Source organism: Yoonia maritima (assembly GCF_002933395.1).
In the GTDB taxonomy this organism is placed as follows: Bacteria; Pseudomonadota; Alphaproteobacteria; order Rhodobacterales; family Rhodobacteraceae; genus Yoonia; species Yoonia maritima_A.
Genome location: NZ_CM009490.1, coordinates 40,830 through 61,401 on the forward strand (window position 1 = coordinate 40,830; position 20,572 = coordinate 61,401).

Annotated in this window: 11 protein-coding genes; 2 read left to right on the plus strand and 9 right to left on the minus strand. The window is 55.2% G+C overall.

The window, feature by feature from the left end:
- Positions 1-244 precede the first annotated feature (244 nt).
- Complete coding sequence (locus CYQ09_RS00295; RefSeq protein WP_106743419.1) at positions 245-1,261, plus strand: nucleotidyltransferase family protein; 1,017 nt, start codon at positions 245-247, stop codon at positions 1,259-1,261.
- Between the two features lie 18 nt (positions 1,262-1,279).
- Here the strand turns inward: CYQ09_RS00295 and CYQ09_RS00300 are convergent, their stop codons facing one another.
- Together CYQ09_RS00300 and CYQ09_RS00305 are read right to left on the minus strand one after the other, a co-directional pair.
- The gene (locus CYQ09_RS00300) at positions 1,280-2,353 is read right to left on the minus strand and encodes a ParB/RepB/Spo0J family partition protein (RefSeq protein ID WP_106743420.1); all 1,074 of its coding nucleotides are present in this window, start codon (positions 2,351-2,353) and stop codon (positions 1,280-1,282) included.
- Positions 2,354-2,356: 3 nt separating this feature from the next.
- Positions 2,357-3,745, minus strand: coding sequence for an AAA family ATPase (locus CYQ09_RS00305; protein WP_106743421.1), 1,389 nt, complete (start codon positions 3,743-3,745; stop codon positions 2,357-2,359).
- 516 nt (positions 3,746-4,261) lie between these two features.
- Here CYQ09_RS00305 and CYQ09_RS00310 point away from each other — a divergent pair.
- Positions 4,262-5,431, plus strand: a complete 1,170-nt coding sequence (locus CYQ09_RS00310; RefSeq protein ID WP_106743422.1) for a replication initiation protein — start codon at positions 4,262-4,264, stop codon at positions 5,429-5,431.
- Positions 5,432-5,435: 4 nt separating this feature from the next.
- On the opposite strand, the gene CYQ09_RS00315 is transcribed toward CYQ09_RS00310, so the two are convergent.
- The 7 genes from CYQ09_RS00315 to CYQ09_RS00345 form a co-directional block, all read right to left on the minus strand.
- Positions 5,436-7,346 carry a hypothetical protein gene (locus CYQ09_RS00315; RefSeq protein WP_106743423.1) on the minus strand — a complete coding sequence of 637 codons (1,911 nt, stop codon included), beginning with the start codon at positions 7,344-7,346 and terminating at the stop codon, positions 5,436-5,438.
- Entirely contained in the window at positions 7,343-8,455 is a 1,113-nt protein-coding gene (locus CYQ09_RS00320; protein WP_106743424.1) for a VWA domain-containing protein, read from the minus strand. The genes CYQ09_RS00315 and CYQ09_RS00320 overlap by 4 nt, the downstream gene beginning before the upstream one ends.
- Complete coding sequence (locus tag CYQ09_RS00325; protein WP_106743425.1) at positions 8,452-10,839, minus strand: DUF5682 family protein; 2,388 nt, start codon at positions 10,837-10,839, stop codon at positions 8,452-8,454. Before CYQ09_RS00325 ends, CYQ09_RS00320 begins: the two co-directional genes overlap by 4 nt.
- On the minus strand, positions 10,832-11,923 hold the full coding sequence (locus tag CYQ09_RS00330) for an ATP-binding protein (protein ID WP_106743426.1): 1,092 nt from the start codon (positions 11,921-11,923) through the stop codon (positions 10,832-10,834). Before CYQ09_RS00330 ends, CYQ09_RS00325 begins: the two co-directional genes overlap by 8 nt.
- Entirely contained in the window at positions 11,917-15,636 is a 3,720-nt protein-coding gene (locus CYQ09_RS00335; RefSeq protein WP_106743427.1) for a DUF4132 domain-containing protein, read from the minus strand. The genes CYQ09_RS00330 and CYQ09_RS00335 overlap by 7 nt, the downstream gene beginning before the upstream one ends.
- Before the next feature lie 80 nt (positions 15,637-15,716).
- Positions 15,717-19,409 (minus strand): DUF4132 domain-containing protein, encoded by a 3,693-nt coding sequence (locus tag CYQ09_RS00340; protein ID WP_106743428.1) that lies wholly within the window; start codon positions 19,407-19,409, stop codon positions 15,717-15,719.
- 132 nt (positions 19,410-19,541) lie between these two features.
- Complete coding sequence (locus CYQ09_RS00345) at positions 19,542-20,558, minus strand: zinc-dependent alcohol dehydrogenase family protein (protein ID WP_106743429.1); 1,017 nt, start codon at positions 20,556-20,558, stop codon at positions 19,542-19,544.
- Positions 20,559-20,572: the final 14 nt, after the last annotated feature.

Below are 20,572 nucleotides of genomic sequence, written 5' to 3' on the forward strand. Positions count from 1 at the left end.
TCCGACGCGTCGCATCATTATTTTCAAAACATTACGCCCAAGGGCTTGTGCGATGGATGAATAGTGAAAGTTAAAACCTTCGCCGTTCACTGACTGATTTTATCTAGCAATGTCGTTTCGCAGCGAAACCATTGAGCAGGCTTAAATTTAACGTCCTTGGTGGGAATTGTTATCATCTGCTCAACAGATTTACTTTTTGTTGAATACATCATATGTTCAACAAAAATAACTTCCGTTGAGCATCATGATCAAACGTCATTCGTCCATCGCCCATGCGGCCTATCACGACTTACTTCGTTCACTCAGGGACGAGGCGATGATGGATATTCGCGGCACGCCGACCAAGATCACGCGCGGGGATAAGGCCTATTGGTATGACACGTTTCGCGTCGGGACCGATGTCCGCAAGACCTATATCGGAGAGGATTCCCCTGCCCTTTCCAGCCGCCTATCAAAGCTGACCGAACTGCGTGCCGCGGCCAAAGACCGCCAAGCCAACCGCACCCGCCTGATCCGCATCCTGCGCGCCGAAGGCTTCATGAGCACCGACGCCGCCACGGGTAGCCTGCTGTCAGCGATGGCCAAGGCGGGCGTGTTCCGGCTGGGCGGCACGGTTGTCGGCACCCACGCGTTTCGTCTGTACGAGGGCGAATTGGGTCTGCGCTATGGCTTTGACGATACGGCCCAGACTGGCGACATCGACATTGCCAGTTTTGAACGGCTGTCGCTCGCGCTTGAGGATGCCGTATCGCCGCCGTTGCATGACGTGTTCCGTGATTTTTCATTTGATCCGGTGCCCAGCCTGCGCCCCGAAAACGTCTGGCGCTGGAAGCAAACGCGCAACGATCTGATGGTCGAATTTCTGACCCCGTCATTCGAGGCCGACGAAGGTATCAGGCCGCTGGCTGCGCTTGGCGTTGATGCGCAATCGCTGCACCACCTAAATTACCTGATCCAAGACCCGATCCCCGCAGCCATCCTGTACCGCAGCGGAACGCTGGTGCAGATCCCGCAACCGGAACGCTTTGCCATACATAAACTGATTGTCGCGGATCGGCGGCGTGACGGGCCGGACCAGATCAAGGCGATCAAAGACCGGGCGCAGGCCGCGTTTTTGATTAACGCACTGACCGAGGACCGCCCCGACGAATTGCGCGACGCATATGAAGTGGCGCGCAACATGGGGCCGCGTTGGGAACAAAGATTGGATGGGACGTTGGCCAGAATGCCCGACACCGCGCGCATTCTGGCAGAGTTGTAAGAGTTTCGCTGCGAAACCCTAGCCGCGTTCGAACAGGTTTCGCAGTTCTTCCATTGCGGCGTCGATCATTTCGGCATCGACGGGTTTGCCGGATAGGCGGATCACGAAACCTTGGCTGTCGCGTTCTTTGCGTAGGGTGACACCCGTTGAAAGTTTGAGCGTATCGTTACCAACCCAGCCTGCTGGTGTCGCGGCCTTGGGGCGACCACGTTTGACGGTGTCCCGTGGTCCCTCTTCGATTTCGACAATCACGGGTTCTAAGGCGATCCATTCATCTTCGACCGAACCACCCTGCCCGGCGTCCAGCGCGGCACGTAGACGGCTTTCGCCACCTTGGCGCAATGCGCCTGCCAAACGCAACCCACGGCGCTCTGTGAGCCCCTCTGCATGCGCGAGCATGTCACCGAGCATCTCGAACACCTCGGCAAAGGAACGCACCTTGGACCGTTTCGATTTCGACGCGGAGCCGAACAAGACATTCACCGCCTCTTCGGTACTGCCAAATGCGCCCTGCTGTGCGGCGATCACGGCGATGCGACCGCGTTCATAATGGCTAAGGTTTGCGCGGACTTCGTTTTCTTCGACCATCGCAGCAAAGGCGGATGCTGTGTCCGTGCTGGGGCGAATGAAAGCCTTGATCGTGGTGTGTTTACCATCGCCGTTCAGTTCGGCCAAACCGCGCATCGCCATCAGGCGGCGGTAGCCGGACAGCAGGCTGTAACCCTGCCCGTTTGCGTAAACCTCGATCGGTAGACGCAGCCCGTTGGCCGCGATTGAAAGCCGCAGTTCCAGCATCTCTTCTTCGCTTAGAACCGTCCGGTCGCGGACCATTGTGTCGGTCGTGATTTTGTCGGTCGGTATTTCCGTGACGATCAGCCCGTTCTTTTCGGCCTCGCGCAGACGTTCTGCGTCAAGCTTATCAAGCCGGGATTGCACATTTTCGGCATGACCGAATTGCGCACTATCCGCCGCGACCTGCGCAATTGGCGCAGAGGTCCGGTTCGTACGCGCCGGAGTTTCGCTGCGAAACTCTGCGTCGATGGCTTGTAGGTCTTCGACGGATGGCGCGGTTAGTTTGCGACGTTTTGCCATTGGTTAATCCTCCTGCTCGGATTGTTGCATCTGGGCGTCGCGCCACCAGGTCCCGATCAGGACTTCTTTGACTTCGGCCCAAGTGCGGTCAAATGTTTCGCGTCCGCGAATGTAGGTATCACGGTTAAAGTCGCGGTAGTCGGCCTCGTAGATGCCGTTCACATGTTCGCCGGCTTGGCCAACCATCGCGGTGACCTCTTGCCGGTAGGTTGTCATAAAGTCACCGAAATAGGCTTGGATTACGTTGGCCAAATCGGTTTGTTGGTTCGCATCGAAACGGGTCACGATGGCGCGCACGGCATCCCATTCGAATTTCATTTCCGGCAATCCGTCGCGACGGCGCACCGTGTTTTCCCCATCTTCAATCGACGCGAAGGTGCTGTAGAGCATATCAAAGAACCGGCCCGTGCTGTCGAATTCAAGGAACGACGCCCCAAGGGGTACCAGCAGAATATCAGCGGCAGCCAACGCGTTGATTGTCAGATAGCCAAGCGCGGGCGGCGTATCGAGAAGGATGATATCATATTCGTCTAAAATACCTTCACCCGACAGTGCGTTGCTTAGCGCGTCCCACAGCGCCCAACTGCGCAATTGCATCCGCCAGACGGGCACCTGGAATTCGGCCCAGTAGAGGTTGAGCTGCGAACCGATCAGATCGATGTTTGGCCAATGTGTTGATTGGATCAGATCTCGGGCGTTGACATTGCGTGCTTCTGACAGCGTTTCATCTAGGGGCAGGGGGGCCTGACCGTTGCGTTCGCGGAGCTTATTTTCCGCCTCAACGTTCATGGCGTAATCTTTCGCCATCAGCGGGAAAGCGGTTTGCCATTCGTCTTCGACCTTGCCGCCCATGATGGACGTCAGCGACCCTTGGCTATCAAGGTCAATCACTAGCACTTTGTAGCCGTCTAGCGCGGCGGACATAGCGAGATGGGTTGTCGTCGATGTCTTGCCAACACCACCCTTAAAGTTTGCCACGGCGATGATTTTCGCAGGCTGATCTTTGGGGCGGTAGGGCAGGTATTCACGGTCGGCCGCGCCTTCTGCGGCAAAGAATTTCCGAAGCGTCAGGATTTCCTCAAGCGTGAACCATTTGGATCCGCCCTCACCGTGGCCTTGGGGTAGGTCAGGGTTGGCTTTCAGAACGCGTCGCAGATGGGATGTTGCGACTGGGATCAGATAGCGGCAAACCTCCCAAGTGGAGAACCGGCGCAGGCGTTTTTCGCCATCTGGGGCGTGTCCGCGTTTGGCGAGGTCATCGCGGCCTTTCGCTGCGAAAGTCGCGGCTTTTGCGAATCGCGTGGTGTCGATAGGGTCAGATAACTTGGCTGCTGCCTTGGCCGGATCGATGTTCATATACGGGGGCAGGGGTGGCTTGCTTGAAGATGACATGTTTGAAACTCAATGTAAGCTGTTTAAGGTGATTTGCGTGGGAGTATCGCACATGAAATCGGATTTGCGAATCGTTAAGCGCTTATTTGCCCGAAAATTCTGTAATTCGTAGAAAACGACGACATATAGCTGTTTAGATTCTTTAAGTACTTTAAGATATTTGCTTAGAAAAAATTGTTTTTTGCCAATGGGTTACAGGTATTTTGGACCCGTATACAGGATGAAAGGTATCCGTATACAGGTTCAATGGGCACCAAATACAGGATGGTGGGGTCCGATTCGCGGGGTTTGAGGTGCCCAGAGTCGGTATTGCCTGTGTTAGGGTCTAATTAGCGGGTTTTTGCTACCTCGTCGCCCTGTAAATGGATACCTTAATAATTCTGAATTCCTCCGTTCGGTCGTTGAGGAACCCGTTTACGGGACTGGTGTTAAGCTGCTTAAGGTTCCCACGGTTTGCTTGCTCTTAGGTGCCTTTTAGGGCAGACTGGGGGAAACCTCGATAGAAGGTGAGCAGGAATGGCATCTGATCAAGTGGCGTTAAGTGGTGCCTTGCGCCGCGGCGAAGTCAAAAAGAACGTGGCCGCGATCCACGTGAGTGGCAAGCTGACGCTGTTGCAGCGCAAGCTGTCGAATGTGTTGTTGCTGAATGCCTATGACACGCTGATCCACAAACAGTCCCATGCGATCGACGCCCGCACGCTGTGCACGATGATCGGCTATAATTCGAATGACATGGAAACGCTGAAGCAATCGTTGCGCGGCTTGGTCGAGACATCAGCCGAATGGGATATGCTTGATGAAAACGGGCAGCAGGAATGGGGCGTGTCCAGTCTGCTCGCCTATGCCAAGCTAAAGGGCGGCGTGTGCGAATATGCGTATTCCGCCGCGCTGGCCGAAAAGCTGCATGACCCCAAGGTGTTTGCGCTGATCAATCTGAACATTCAACGCCGGTTCACCAGTGGTCACGCGCTTGCGCTTTATGAAAACTGCTATCGCTTTGTGCGGACGGGAAGCACGGGGTGGTGGCCGCTTGAACTGTTCCGTCGTTTGATGGGCGTGAATGACAGCGCATATTACGAAGTGTTCAAACATCTGAATGCTAAGGTGATCAAACCCGCCGTCGCCGAGGTGAACAAGACCTCTAACATTATCCTGACGCCAGAGACCCGCAAAATGGGGCGTGCGGTGACCGAGATCAGGTTCAAGATTGCCAAGAATCCGCAACTTTCCATTCTTGAGCTGGATGATGGTGAAGGCGTGCGCAATGAACCGGTCTATGCAAAGCTGCTAGATCAGGGCGTGAGCGACCGTTTGGCCCGCCAATGGATCAAAGAACACGGACCCGCGCATATTTCTGAAAAGATCAACTATGTCAGCGCGCGCAAAGGTGTGCAGAACCCGGTGAGCTATCTGACGGCGGCATTACGCGAAGATTACGCGGAAGAGAAAGCAGGGCAGGGGCCCCTGACATCGGACCGGGCCAAACGGTTGGCCCGGGTGCGCGAGTTGATCAACGCCCGCAGTCCGACGCAGCGCGATGCGGATAAACGGCTGTTTATGTCGCGGTTGGACGATTCTGGCGCGCGGCTTGATTTTGAAAACCATGCTTGGATGTCTGCACTGAACGCTGGCGCGATCTTTGATTTTTGGGAAGACCTGATGCCGGGCGCGTTTGACGATCTTTAGATTGTTAACTGCGCATGATTTCGGACGCGAGGTAGCTGACGCGCATCGCCTGATTGGCATCGGGTGTTTGCGATAGATCCCGTAACGCCTGCGCCAAAAGCGCGAGCTGAAGCGTTTCGGCTTGGTCTGCCAGTGCCAGAAGCGTGTTGGACTGACCAAAGCGCATGACCTCGGCTGTGGCGTCAAAGACTGCGTTCCCGAGCTGTTCGATTGCGCTGAGCGGTGCTTGCGCGGGTGTCGAACCCGAACTGATCTTGCTTTTCAGAAATGATCGCGCGCGGTCGCCAAATGTTGATTTGGCTTCGGGAAGCGGATCCAGAGACAGGTTTATCATCTGTTGGCCGATCATGACGGATACAGGGCTTAGCCGTAGCCGCAGGTCGACGACGGTTGCTTCGCAAAATAACACGCGAATGTTGGCTTTGTTGTCTTGAAGCCATGCTACGGTTTCGTGCTGCTTTGCAGATAGGGTCAGGTTCCACGATGCGCGTGTTTGATCGATGATCGGCAATTGATATTGCTGGTTAATATCTTCGAAATTTGCGTTGCCTATATCACTTGGCGCAAACAGTATCGGTACTGCACTGCCCATCCGCCGTAACCCGGCGGGTGATCGTATGGCGATATCGTCTTGCGCGTCATCCCAATTCGCAAAAACCGCCCCAGCGTTATTGAGCTGTGCAATGACATCGGGTGCGTGGGTGGGTGCTGCAGATGCTTGGTCCCATGAGATTTGTTGATCAGATGAAACGCGTGCCTGTCGCAAGGTGACTTGGGTTCCTGTGATGTCTTTGGCGGTGCCTGCGCCCCACAGTGGCCCGAAATAGGCGTTTTCGGGTGCAAAACCGGGGTCCATTCCTGCGCCGCGTGCTTGGGATGTGGTGTACCACGCGTTTTGATCGGGCGCGAAACCGTACAGACGCAGCCCCCGTGCCCCGCTGGCGGCGTGCCATCGCACAGCACCCAACATGATTAAGTCAAAGCTATCGCTATCGCGGTAGGTGCGCCGCAATGTCCCGGTGAGCTGGGTATCCTCGGGGTGTTTTTCCAAGGCCTTTGCGAGCGCATAGGTCAACGCAGCATCGGCCAAGAATCTATCGTCCCGAAAATCAAAGTGATGCGCACGTGCAAGTCGGGCTTGATGGACAAGAGCCCGTAAAAGCGATGTTAGCCGTGGTGCGGATTGCGCCCGTGCGGATATCGACAGGTCGAAAAGCATGTCTTCAGCGATCACAGAACCGCCGCCAAACACGCCTGTGACTGCGCCGGTAATCGCGCTTTGGACTTGGGCAAGGAATTCAGCGGATAAAAAGGCGCTTTGCGCATCGTCTTGGGTGATTTGATCAAGCGCTTGTGCGCCGCCGTGTTGCCGCGCCACAAGTGCGGCGGCGGCGGTGACCCGTCGTTTCGCGGATTTTGCGCCTTTGAATACAGCGCCAGAAAGCCCCTGACCGGCCAAAAACACCACCGGGAATTCAAGATCGGGCAGGTGCACCGATAGGTTAACCCCGTCGGCGTCGATTTTTGCGGCCGTACTGATGCGGGCAAGGTTGATTGCCTTATCCCAATCGGCGCCAGCGAATTTGCGCAGGTCTTCCTCGGTTAGGGTGTGCAGATCGTCGGGTGCGGATTTTACTGCGGGGGCAGGGGTGTCTGCGCGCAGGGCGAAGGCGGCCAAGATGATATGTCTGCAAACACCGGTGGATGGGCAGTCGCAGGTGGCGGCGTCTAATCCGGTTGCGGGGACCGTCACGGATTTACCGTCTGAGGTCACGGTTGCTTGGGTGTCGTCGCGGGTTTCGACGGTTGCTTTGCCTGCTTCAAAGTCGCGTTTGGCCCGGCGTACAATGCCGACATTGGCCAATGCGGCCAATGCGTTTTCATCGTGAACTGCGATCATTTCGGACAGGGTCATGTCATGATCTCGGCCAGCCAATCGGCGAATTTATTGGGGGTCATTGCGCCGACGTGCATTCCTAAGTCAGCAGCCCGCCCCGCGATTGTTCCATCAAAGTAAGGTGCGGATTGATCATCTAGTGCGACCAGCCCGACCATGCGCACGCGGGCTTCGGCCATGCGGGCAAGGGCGGCGTATAATGTCCGTGGTGATGCGCCTTCGGCGAAATCACTGATCAGCGCAAAGACAGTGCGTTCGGGGTCTTGGATGAAGTCTTCGCAATAGGTGACGGCGCGGCCGATATTAGTGCCACCGCCCAGTTGCACAGATAGCAACGTATCCAAAGGGTCGGTCAGTTTGTCAGACACGTCGATGATTGATGTATCAAACAGCACCATTTTTACAGTGATGCCGGGCAGGCCGCATAGGATTGCGGCCATGACCGCCGAATGGATCACACTGTCGGTCATCGACCCTGATTGATCGACGCATAGCACCACAGTCCACGGCAGTTTCCGTTTCTCGCGGCTGTTAAACCGCAGTGTTTGTGCGATAATACGGCCCGTTTCAGGGTCAAAGGTTTTCAGGTTTTCGCGTAGTGTGTTACGCCAGTCGAAATTCGCGGCAGATGGGATATTTGACCGCCGAAATCTGTTGCGTCGTCCAGAAAACGCCCGCATCACGTCGTGCCGCAGCCGTTCCATGATGTCGCGTATGATTTTATCGGCAACTTCGCGTAGTTTGGCCCGGATCGCAGGGTCGGCGCGGTCATGATAACCTAACAACACCTTAAGCAGGTCTTGGTTTGGTTCCAGACTTTCCAGCGTTTTAGGATCTTTGAGCAGGTCAGTCAGCCCGTACCGGTCAAGCGCGTGCCCTTGCAGGGTTTCAAACACGGTGTTCGGAAACAGGCCCTTGGCCTTGCCCAGCCACGTCAGTGCTTGCATTTGTGTCGGATCAAGCGACCCTGCGCCGCGATCGCGTTCAAGCCCGCGTTGATCATATTCGCGTGCATAAAGGTAATCGAGCGCCTGATCCATTTTCTGGTCTTGGCCGCCAAGCCCGCCCAAATTGTCTTTGGCGTAGCGACCTAAGGCAAGCCGCCAGCGGCGTGTTCCTTCGGTCATGGTGTAATCCAATCGGTCAATCCGTCTGCCAACAGTGACGCGCGCAGCGCTTTTTCGATCGCTAATCCTTCGCTAAGGTCGGTTTCTGTGGCTTTTGTATTTACGGTGACCAAGCTGCCTGCCTGAACCCCGTGTATCGCCGCCAATTCCCCGGCAAGCCGGTCGGTTTCGCGTGGATTAAGCCCGGTAAAGGCCAGCCGTAGGTGCGGTAGTAGGTCAAGAAAACGATCTTCGTCGATATTGCACATGAACTGGTCGACCACGGCCAGCAGCCCGTCAGCGTGCCATAATAGGGCCGGGCTGGTGTATAAGATGCCCCGCAGTACCCCGATTTGATCGGCGGTATCAAGGCTAACCCCGGTCAGCCGCCCTTGCATGATTTGCACCAATGTCGCGGCAGGTCGTGTGCCTGCTTGCACACAGACCGCAAGAACCGCCCCAAGGATCACAGGATTTTCAGTGTAGATCGCAACCCGGTCTAATGCTTCGTCCAAAAGTGACCGATCTAGCCCGATGCTGTCACAATCGCGCAGGATTTCATTCACCATGCGCAGCGCGTCTAGCCGTTCTTGGGTGTCGTCGTCAGATGTATTCGGCAGGTCATCGCAAAGATAGACCAATCGCCCATAAGCCGCGTTGACCAATTGCCGTAGATCAAGCGTATCGGGCGCACCAAGCGGCCCGGCAGATTGCAGCACGAACATCAAACGCCTTAGCGCGGCGGTTACTGTGGCGAATGTGCCGTGGTTTTGGATGTCGTGGCCAAGCTGTTCGACAAACGGCCCAAGCTGCGCACCAAGCCCGGCCAGTAACCCACGCGATAGCAGGTCAATCAGCGCCGGCAGGTCGCGTGCGCGCCCATCTTCGATCAACGCGGCCCGTTGCCTGTACAACAGCGCGAGGCAGGCATTGGGGAGTTCATCGCCCAAGACAGCTTGTTGGATCAGGTGGCCTTCGGTTTGGGGGGACCACGCGTATTGCCATTCTTCGAACAACAATTCTGTGCGGCTACCGGTCAAGTAGTCTGGCCCTACCATCCGGGTTGCGAAACTGGGGCACAGCAGTTGCATCGCGTGAAAGAACCGTGATGCGGCAAGATGTGTATCGTTGCGCCGAATATCCAGTTTGCGCGTGCGTTGTGCGCTATCGCTGAGGTCCAATCGGTAGGTGCGTGCGCGGCGCCGTATGTCTTCGACCAATGGCGGCGATCCCGCAGAAACGGGAACATCGCCCAGCTTATCGCCACAAAGAAACGTCAGAAATCGGGTTGTCCAGATGTCGTGGGCGGTGGTTTCGCCTTTGATCAACGCAGTGCGGATGCCGTCGATCAGATCATGACGCAATGCACCGGGCCGCCCACGCAAAATTGCGAGCGATTCAGCCGCGCGGACGGCTTCGACCTGAGAGGGGAGGGGAACTTGGTGGCCTTCGGCACGCATTTGGGTGGCGAATTCTGTTAGAATATCGACGCCAAGTGTCCGCCACGTGTTCGGCCCGGTCTGCATGTCGGCCCGTTCCCACATTTGCTGGTAATACCCCGGCTGCGGCAAACCCGCAGCATAGCCGTTCAGAGCGTCCATCGCCCGAAATCCATAGCGAATGAGGTAGCTATCGGTTTTGCCTTTGGGTTTTTCTGGGGCGGGCAGGTCGTCAAGCGCACCAACAAGCGCAGGCGCGTGAAATCCGCCAACCACAACCACAACCGGCCCACCACGCGCCAGCGCCTTTTTTACGGCGCCCCCCATGTGGGATTCACGATTGGTATCGCCGGCTTCCGTGATTTGGCTGTCGGGCGTCGCGGCACGGATACCTGCGCAATAGACGCCGACATCACCGAAAAAGCTGCGCCAATCTGGATTGCCAAGCCGGGTTTCAAACAGGTGGTCCCAAAGTTCAAACCCATCCCGGCACCCCGTCGCACGCGCCAATGCAGTGGTGTAGTCATTGCTATTGAACCGTTGTTCGTCTATTAATGATGTGGGTTCGATCCCGTCAAGCTGACCGCGCATTGCTTTGTCAGCGGCAGGCGCGTCGATGAAGTGCAGGTCTGCCCCAACCTCTTGACCGGTTTTGAGCGCGACATATTCAGGGGAATGGTCGCAAAACGGGTAATAGCCCGCAACGCGCCCCCGTTCGCCAGCGTCATCGACCAATGCGACAAGCGCGATAGGTGGTTTCGTCGCAGGGTCCAGCAAAAGCGGGATTTTATCGGCGAAATCTGATGGGGCCTCGATCAGGATTTGGCTGGGTTTTATGTCGCGGATCAGCGCGCGCAGCGCCCATGCGCATGCGGGCGAATGGTGCCGGATTGGCACGACATAAAGCCCCCGATCCGGTTGAAATAGATCAGAGCGCAGCTGTGCGAATGTATCCCGATCAGTCACGCAGGCTTTCTTTGGCTGATTTATAGAATGCGGCCCATGTGCGCGATGTTCGTGACCGTGGTTTGGCGATTTGATCAACGTAGGCGCGCAGTTTGCGGGCGTCTTCGGGGTCGTCTTTGAACACCGTCCCGCCCAATTGCCGCGCGATATGACCTGCGGTTAGGGTGCCATTGTCCAGATATGCGGCCTCTAATGCGGCGGCATGGGTCACGTTGACAGCCTCGGCTGTGGACATGACGCTGTTGGGGACTGCGACGCTTGCCCCGTCGGCGGTGGTGCCTGTACGCAAATCGCGGAACACGGCGACAACCAGATCCAGCACATCGGGCGAAAGCGCTGGCGATACTGGGTTTTCGGCCATCCGTTCGGCGACCTGACGGTTAATCAGTTCTTTTTCAAACTGCGCATCGGCGATGGGTTTGACAGTTTCAAAGTTAAACCGACGTTTCAAAGCCGACGACATGTCGTGCACGCCGCGGTCGCGCAGGTTGGCGGTGCCGATCAGGTTGAACCCTGGAATGGCGCGGCTTTCGATTTGGGGGCCAAGTTCGGGGATCGCGACCGTTTTTTCCGACATCAGCGAAATGATCGCGTCTTGGACTTCGGGGGCGCAACGGGTCAATTCTTCGATCCGGGCGATTTGGCCGCCGCGCATCGCGCTTAGGATCGGGGATGGGATAAGCGCGCGCTCAGACGGGCCTTCGGCGAGTAATAAGGCATAGTTCCAGCCATAGCGCAGGTGGTCTTCGATAATGCCAGCCGACCCTTGCACCACGAGTTTGGATGTGCCGCCAATTGCGGCGGCAAGCAGTTCCGACAGTAGCGATTTCGCGGTGCCAGGTTCACCGACAAGCATCAGCCCCTGATGCCCCATCAACGACACGATGCAACGATCAACCAAAGGATCATCGCCAAAGAATTTTTGCCGCACGTCCAAAGCTTTGTCGCCTAGGATAAAGCGACGGACCGCGCGCGGTGAAAGATGCCAGCCGTTTGGCTTTGGGTCTGTGTCCGCAGCCAAAAGCCGAGCGATTTCATCGCCATAGCGAATTTCAGCGGGCGCGCGTTGTGTTTGTTCTACCATTGCGTGTTCTTTTCCCAGTCGGGGTCATGGGCGCCTTTGGCAGCCATTGCGTGCAGGTCGTTCCAGCATTCTGATAGCAGAACGGGGGGCACTTCTGATAGTTTGACCTTTTTCCCGTACCGCCCGCCTTCTTTTTCGAACCCAAGCGAAATAATCGCGACGTTGCGGTTTTCTTCGGGCAGGAAGTTCCCAGTGAATTCAATAACAGCGATCAGACCGACGCCTTTGAATGATTTTTGGTAGCCGTAGAACCAGCCACCGTCTTGGGTTCCGCAACGTTCGTAGCCCAGTTTCGATGCCGCGCCGCGAATAGCAAAGCTTTCTGTGACCCATCCCTTGCGATCGTTGATCTCGGTTTTGTCTTTTTGGTCGTCAGGAAGACGGAGCAAGCTGCGCCCGAATTGGGCGAACAACGGTTTGATTTCATAATCTTTCAGGTGGGCCGCCCATTGATCGGCCTCTGTGTCGGATAGTGTCGCGCCATGTGCCAGACGGATGCCCGCAAATGCGCTGATATCGACTTCGTTATCTTCGGCATCTGTAAATTCGCCCTCTGACGTGGGGCGGAAATTTTGCAAAACGGCATTGTCGGCGTCCAATCCTTGCCAAACGACCCTTTCAATCAGCCGTCGCATGACGGGATGATCGTGGAAATCGCGGGTCCAATCGGCCAGCGGCCACACCCGTTCACCGCATAGCGCCTCGTAGAGGCGGGCGGTTTGCATGGTGATGACTTGCTTGAGTTCCTTTTTCGACGCGGTGAGCTGCTTTTTCGAGGCTTTGGTTGCTTCGTCTTTGCCGGTGGACAGGGCTTTGACGATTTTACCGTCCGGGTTTTTCAGGACAAAGGTCAAATCATCGCCGAGCGTCGCCCGGTATAGTTTTTCATCCTCTCCGCAGGGTAGATCAAGATTGCCATCATCATCTAACCCAGCGGTTGGGATTGTTCTGTCACCCAGTTCATTAAGCGACCAGTTCATTTTGTCTGCGACCGCCTGAACGAGGTCGCCCGCAAATTTTTGGACGCCTTTTTGTTTCAGCCGGGTCGCAGCGGCGATGACGACTTGAAGCGATACAGGATCACCTTTGTGGGCAAGGACCTCTAGCAGGGATGAGGCTTGGGATGTACGCGAACCGTGGTTGCGTAGATATGTGCGGACTTGGTCCGCTGCGACCTGTGAAGGCACCCGTGACGTTAGCCCAAGGATACCTTTGGTTGCGGTTCCTGTATTTTGGTATTGTGATTTTATCGCATTGCGTAGCTGCGCGAATGCCTGTGCACGGGTAAAGTTGGGGTTCCAGCGTTGGTACATTTTAACTTGCACGTCTGCGTTTTTTTCGGCGTATGCGTTTGCTTCTTCGTCAGATGGCACAAGGGTATCGTAGGCGATCCAGCTATCGAAGACCCATTTTGAAAACGCCGCAGCGCTGTCTGGCTTAAGCTGATCGAGGTAAATTTCAAACAAGGCGTTGCCACCCGGTTGCTTGAGCTTGAACGCCAAGAAGATCCACCAACGTAGCACATCGTCGGGAACGGGTTTGCCGTTTTTGAACTTGGCGGCGGGCATGTGATCAAGGTTAAGCCAATCGAGCTTATCAAATTTGGCTTTCTTCAACCCCGCTTCTGCCTCTTGGATGAGGACAGTTGGGCCGACGTACGAATCCAGTGGTTCGCCCAATTGTTTCAGTGCGGTCAGGATCGCGGCCTTGGCGATTTCGCTTTTCTCTTTCTTTAGCTGGGCCTTTAGCGCGGGAATTGCAGCGGTGTCTTCACGCGCGGCAAGCCATTCGGCGGAACCTTTGCGAATTGCCTGTCTGCTGTCTTTGAGCAATGTGATCAGGCGATCGGTCACTTGCGGAACGTCGTTTAGCAAAGCGCGCGCTTCGGCCTTGCCGGCTTTGCGGTCGCCGGTTGCAATTTCAAGCAAGGGCGCGAAATAGCGCATCGGTGTTTTCGGCATACGCGCCAAATAGGCAATGGCAATCACATGGCCTAGGCCGCCAAATTCAGACGCACGCACGCCCAGGGCTTCGTCCAAAATGTCAAAGTTATCAGCAAGGTACGGCCATACCGCATCGACTGGTAAATCATGCGGGTTGGGAGCGGCATACATTTCTACTGGGATCATCATCCGCAGCAGATCGCCTTTGATTGCTTTGCGCGTGACCGATTTGTTCCAGTCACCGATTTTCAGTTCTACCTGTAGTTCCTGCCACAGATCATCCAATGCGCGCAGGTCTGCCGTATCAGTGGCCAGATAACTGTTGGTGGCTGATGTTATGGCGTTGTTCTGGTGCTGGCTCAGCATGAATCGCGCATTGTAAAGCGACCTGATTGCCAAAGTCAGCGCAGGTTTTTGTGCTAGGCCTGCCATCTTTCCCTTTAGCCATTCTTCGGCATTTCGGTCCAGAAAATTTAACAGGTCATGAGAACGATTGTCCGGCAGCTTGGCTGTGGTCAAGAACGTTTCGGCTTGGCCAATCAAGTCTGACTTCAGCAGCTGTTGCTGGTATCTGAAATTCTTTGCTTTGTTATCGGCGTTGCGCGCTTTGATCTTTTCGTTTGCCGCGATCAACGCTGTTTTTAGCAGTTTGCGGTCGTCGCTGGTAATCGTGATGCCGGGTCCATCGGTCAGCGGGCGGGGCGCAGGAATATCGATGCGGGTTCCGTCAATTGCGGTGTATCCGGTGGCGTCATCGGCGGCTTGCCCGGATTCACTGGTCATTTCAGCCGCAGAGAATGCGTTTTCGATCGCGGCGACGATGCGCGCTGTTTTTTCTGTTTTCGCATGGGCGCGTAGTGCTTGTGTAGCGGTATCTGTGCCCAACCCAAGCAAGACTTCGACCATGCCCGTTCGTACGCCGACGGCCCCTTTGCTTAGCTGTTCGATTGCCATCGGTTCAATGATATTCGCGGGGACATCACGCAACGCATTAACGGCGGCTTCGCGGACAGCGCGGGAACTGTCGCCAGCACGCGATAGGACGCACCCAAGAAACGGTTCTTGCTGTGTGAGTTTCCATTTGTGCAGTGAATTGACGAAAATCGTGCGGCCCTTCGCGGGTGATTTTGCGATGCCTTTGATCGCATCCTCTGGATGGGATTTGACCAATGTGCTGGGGTCGAGCAGTTCTCGAAAGGCGCGTGCCTGTACCGAGACGTAATCGTCGTTTTCCCAGTATAGCAATTCAAACAACTGGGCCGTTGTGCCACCACAGGCCTGCGCCATCGGGATGAGCTGATCGCGCGTAAGCCCCTTTGGCTGTGCCTCGGGTGGTTCATTGTCCCAGCGTCTTGTTGGGGAAACTGCGCCGAGCGCTGTTTCGGTGAACAACACACGCATGACATCGGGGATCGTTTTAGATCCGAGCGCATGATCCGGCGCACCGCCATGTGCCGCTGTCAGTACTTTTGCGTAACGCACCAGCAGATCACCGTCGAACGGGTCCATATCGATGAAATGATAGGGGCGTTGATCTTGAAGAACGCTGTTTCCACGGCTGTATCGATGCGCCCCACATACGTTTAGTTGATCGCCGCCACCGACGGTAGAAAGTGTCGACAGGACAGCTTCGTTTTCGCCCGTCAGGACATAGCTGACCGCGCTATCCCCCAATCCCGCCTGCGCCTGGTTCAGACGTTCGAGGTCTTGTTTGATGAATTTTGCATGGGAATTGCTGGATGGCAGGAGATTTTTGAGAAAGGACTTCATACGGATACTCAGCTTACACGTTAATTTACCGGCACTTTAGCTAACGCTGCCCTAAAAGAAAGCGTTAGCGAAGGGCGCTATCAGTATAGGCCTTTTTTCTCCCACTCTGGGTCAAAGGCCCCTGATTTTGCCATCTCGTGCATGTCATTCCAGACCTCTGACAGCAGCAGTGCCGGGACTTTTTCCAAAGTTAACGCACGCCCGCGTCCGCCTTCGCCCATCTGCGTGAATTGCATGTGTCTGATCGCGGCGGGAATGTCATCTTCGCTCACGTAGCTGCCGGTGAAATACAGGTCTGCCCAGATTTGTGCGCCTCTGAATTCTTTGCGGTATGCGTCGAAACCACCGCCATCGCCGATAGGCGCCCGATCATAACCTGCCTTTTTGGCGGCTGACCGCAGTTTGAAGGTGGTCATCAACCAACCTTCGCGGTCGGACAGTTTGGTATCTTTGCTTTGCGCGTCTGTCAGGGTGCGCACGGGGCGGGATACTTGGGGGAATAGCGGTTTAACCTCAAAGTCCTTGAGGTGTTGCAGCCATTCGTTTCTGTCATCTTCGGACAGGTTGGCCGTATGCGCGATGTCGATTTTACTGATTGTAGACAGATCAACGTCATCGCCAGCCGCGTTCAGTACTTCGCCTTCGGGGGTAAGCCGTAGACCGGTGATGAATGCGCCGTTATCGTCCAGACCGCGCCAAATGACCCGTTCGATCAGGCGCTGCATAATCGGATGTTTGGTTAGATCATCCTGCCAAGCCTGCCGTTCCCAAGAGCGACTGCTAATCATCGCGTCGTAAAGCCGGGCCTGCTGTTGGGCCTGTGCGGTTTTGATGGTTTTCTTGGCCGTGCTTAGCAGTGATTTGGATTCCTTGGTGTTTGCATCCTTGCCAGCGGGGATCGATTTCACCTCTTTGCCTTGTGGGTTATACAGTTTGACGGTCAGATCACTGCTTAGCCGCGCGGTATAAGGTTTGGCATCTTCGCCGACCTCTAGCAGCATTGTGCCGTCGTCTTCGAACCCACCTGTGGGGACAGACCGATCGGCCAATTCGTCTTGGGTCCAGCCGCGTGCCTCTGCCAATTCTGACACAAGCGTTTCGGCCAGTTCGCGCACGGTGCGTTGTTTGAACCGGGTTGCGGTCGCGACAAGCACTTGCACCGCGTCTTGGGTTCCCATGCCGTAAAGAGTTTCGACCAATGCTTTGGCTTGCGATACCCGTTTGCCGTGCTGTTTGAGATATGTTGCGATCAGTGGTCCTGCTTTGGCAGATGTCGCCCGGTGGGCTAGGGCAAGGATACCTTTGCTGTCCGCCCCAGAGTTGGGATAGCCAGACGACATGCCCCGCAGTATCTGTTCCGCAATCTGTTGTTCCGTGTAGCCGGCTAGGGCCATCCAGTTGTTTTGTTGGGCGACCATATGCTTCGCCATTTCTGCGGCCTTTGTGCGTGCCGCTTCGCCGACAGGGCGGTCGGTATCATAAGACACCCAACTGTTTAGGACCCAATCGGCGACTTCGCTCACGCTTTGCGGTGTCATTTGGTCAAAGTACAGGCCAAACAACGGTGACCCGAGCGGCGATTTTAATTTGAGCGCGAGCCGCAGCCAGCCGTCTAACACGACAGGGTCGGCGGTGGTTTTGTCTTTCCACTTCAGGCTGGGTGCCGTCGACAAAGGAAGCCAGTTCAGTTTTTCGTTGGGTAGCTTTTCAACAAACTTTTGGGCTTCTTTGATAAGGGCATCGCGGCCAAGATATGGCGTCGTATCGCCACCCAATCGCGAAACGGCAGAAATCAGATCAGCGCGGGCGAGTTCGGATTTTTCGGTTTTCAAACGTTTGGTCAGGGCGGGCAGGGCGGATTTCGCGCCCCGATCAGCCAAGAACCGCGCCGCGTTTGCGCGGACGGCTTGGCGTTTGTCAGACAAAATGGCGATCAATTGATCATCAATGCCCGGCGCATCAGCAAGCAGTTTTTGGGCAGGTTCACGCAAACGCGCCCTATCATCAATCGCCACAAATAGCAGCGGTTGCACAAGATCGGCAGGCAGGGACGGAAAGTCAGCGATGACTTCCATAGCGCGTATTGCCGTTTTGATGTCAGAACCGCGGGGGGGGAGTTTTTCAATCAGTATTGGCAAATGAGATGCCGCGATTGCCCAAATGCCACGGGGCACTGTGTACCTTCCATGATAATACGACTGTGGATAGATTACTTCAGTCAGATAATTTCCATCGTAGCCGATCTCGTCGTTTTTTGCGTAATTTGTGGATGAAACGTGGTTTTCTTCAGCAATAGTTACCAGCTGCGAAAGACTTATGCGACCATCAGTGATTGCGTTTTGCACATATGTGTTCAGTACGTCGTCCGTCCAAGTCAGTATTGATGATAGGGTATACGCGTTTCGGCAAGCCAGATCGATTACGCGGCGCAGAGGGAGTTTATCCAATGCAACCTCGATAACAGGTGCGACACTATCACGATGTTTGTGTGGAAGACGGTGACCAGTCGTGTGTCTTCCAGCAGGTTTTATTGTGACGGGTACGTTTAAGACTTCGAACCAAGCGGGACCAATTGGAAGGACTTTGTCTTTGGTCGGTTCGCTGTGTTTTTTGTTTTGCTTGATCCAGTAATCATAACTGTTTTGGTATCGGGTTTCGGCATCTTGGCGCATCTTTTCTTCGATGGGGTGGAACTGCGCGTTAAAGCTTTCGTCGAGAGGGGCGCTGCCGTCGTCGATGAGTTCAATATGCGGTGGCAGCGTGATGTGGGCGCCGTGGATATCGATGTAACCGTTTTCTATGGTCTTCGTTTCGACGACCGGTGCCCCGACAAAGAGTTCAAGCGCCGTCAGAACCGTTTGGCTTTTCTCGGTATCTTTGTGGGCTTTCAACATCGCAAGCGCGGAAGGCGTTCCGAGCATACCAAGCACCTGAACACCAAACGCGCGCGCTGTCGCCTTTTTTGATTTCAAGGTATCGGCGGCCATCGGTTCAACCGTCGCGCCGTTATGTTCGCGGAGCAGATCAACTGCCGTCGCACGTAATGTGGCCGATGTTTCTTCGGATTGTTTGAACAGATAGTTCAGAAATTCAGGAGAAGTTACAAAGCTTTGCTTTTTCAAACCTTTCAGAGCCATGTTACGCCCCTTGCCATCGCAGCGGTCCAGAGCGGTCATTAAGCTGGTTGGCTGGAATTGGCTCCATGTGGTTTCGTTCTTGGAGAGCTTTAGGTTGAGGCTTCGGTTTGAATAGCGTTCAGTTGGCAGAATAAATGTGATGATGTCCGCATCTGTGCCACCAAGTATTTCGACGGCTTTACGCAGGTCCGCCCATGACGTTGGTGTTTCCGTTTTAATGTTATGTCTGCGCTTTAGCACCTCTAGCAGAATGCGTATGTCTTCTGGGATCGTGTCTAAATGGCCTTGGCTTTTCCCGGTATATGTCGAAACGCCCCAATTCATCGCAACGCGTAGTTCAGCATAGCGCGCGAGCCGTTCTGGATGCCCGCCTAAGACAAAGCACAGGTCATTTGTCGCACTGGCCGCTTTCGAGTCTGTACGACCGGGCAAAAAGTTAGAGTTCTTAGCCATCATGGTCTTGATGTCGGCAAGGACGGCCCGATCTTCACCCGTGAGGAAGAATAATTCTGCACGTGCAGGGAGCCCGGATTTTAACGCATTCAGGTAGCGAAATGGCGATATGTCTTCTTGTGAAGAAGGTTGGCTTGGTTTGACGGTCTGCCCCATAAGGCCTTGTAGAATACGGCGTAGCACTCGTTAATATCTCCCTGAAATCGAACCCTCGGCGCGCAAAGGTTGATCGTAAGGTGATGGAAACACAGGCGTTTGAAAAGAAAAATCTGCAGGGGTTCGTGCCGCGCCGTTTGGCGCGACACGGGTTTTTATTTATACGCGTAGCATTGTTTTGATGGCACGGCGTTCGTCCATCGCCTTATAGCCTTCGGCGACTTGCGCGAGGGGGAGTTCAAGATCAAACACTTTGCCAGGGGCGATTTCACCTTTTAGGACCATGTCCATCAAATTGGGCAGATAGCGGCGTACCGGCGCTGGCCCGCCAAACAGACGTTTTTGCGCAAAGAATAACCCTTCGCCTGTGAACGTTACCTCGTGTGGGACACCAACAAAGCCGACAGAACCGCCGGGACGGCAGACGCCCATTGCCTGATCCATTGACTGCTGCAATCCAACACATTCCAGCACCGCATCCGCGCCAACGCCATTGGTCAGTTCAAGCACATCGCTGATCCCTTCTTCGCCGCGCGTTTCGACGATGTCCGTTGCACCGTATTCCAATGCCAGCTTTTGTCGGTCTTTATGGCGGCTCATGGCGATGATCCGTTCCGCGCCCTGAAGCTTAGCAGATAGAACGCCCATCAGCCCAACCGCGCCATCACCCACGACAACGGCTGTGGATCCTGCTTTTACGCCTGCGGCTTCGGCCGCGTAATACCCCGTGCCAAGTACATCAGATACCGCAAGCATATGTGGGATTTGATCGTCTGTTGGCAGTTCATCTGTGGCAACCAATGTCCCATCGGCAAGTGGCACGCGTGCATAGGGCGCTTGGGCACCTGTCATGAATTCGCGTTGATCGCATGATGAAGGGAACCCAAATTGGCAGTGTGGGCATGTGTTGTCGGATAGAACAAACGATCCGACCACGAATTGCCCCGGTTTAACAGATTTCACGTCAGCGCCGACTTCGACCACCACGCCGCAGTATTCGTGACCCATATGCATAGGCTGAGAAAAGTCGCCGTGCCCGCGATAGGGCCATAGATCGGAACCGCAAATGCAGGTCGCCGAAAGTTGGATAATTGCATCTGTAGATTTAAGAATTTTAGGGTCATCGACGGTGTCAAAGCGGACATCACCGGGACCATGCATTACTGTCGCTTTCATATTTTTTCCTTGGT

What these genes read in the sequence shown, in the direction of transcription:
- CYQ09_RS00295 (WP_106743419.1), top strand. Translation starts at nt 245, where the DNA reads ATGATCAAACGTCATTCGTCCATCGCCCATGCGGCCTATCACGACTTA.
- CYQ09_RS00300 (WP_106743420.1), bottom strand. Translation starts at nt 2,353, where the DNA reads ATGGCAAAACGTCGCAAACTAACCGCGCCATCCGTCGAAGACCTACAA.
- CYQ09_RS00305 (WP_106743421.1), bottom strand. Translation starts at nt 3,745, where the DNA reads ATGTCATCTTCAAGCAAGCCACCCCTGCCCCCGTATATGAACATCGAT.
- CYQ09_RS00310 (WP_106743422.1), top strand. Translation starts at nt 4,262, where the DNA reads ATGGCATCTGATCAAGTGGCGTTAAGTGGTGCCTTGCGCCGCGGCGAA.
- CYQ09_RS00315 (WP_106743423.1), bottom strand. Translation starts at nt 7,346, where the DNA reads ATGACCCTGTCCGAAATGATCGCAGTTCACGATGAAAACGCATTGGCC.
- CYQ09_RS00320 (WP_106743424.1), bottom strand. Translation starts at nt 8,455, where the DNA reads ATGACCGAAGGAACACGCCGCTGGCGGCTTGCCTTAGGTCGCTACGCC.
- CYQ09_RS00330 (WP_106743426.1), bottom strand. Translation starts at nt 11,923, where the DNA reads ATGGTAGAACAAACACAACGCGCGCCCGCTGAAATTCGCTATGGCGAT.
- CYQ09_RS00335 (WP_106743427.1), bottom strand. Translation starts at nt 15,636, where the DNA reads ATGAAGTCCTTTCTCAAAAATCTCCTGCCATCCAGCAATTCCCATGCA.
- CYQ09_RS00345 (WP_106743429.1), bottom strand. Translation starts at nt 20,558, where the DNA reads ATGAAAGCGACAGTAATGCATGGTCCCGGTGATGTCCGCTTTGACACC.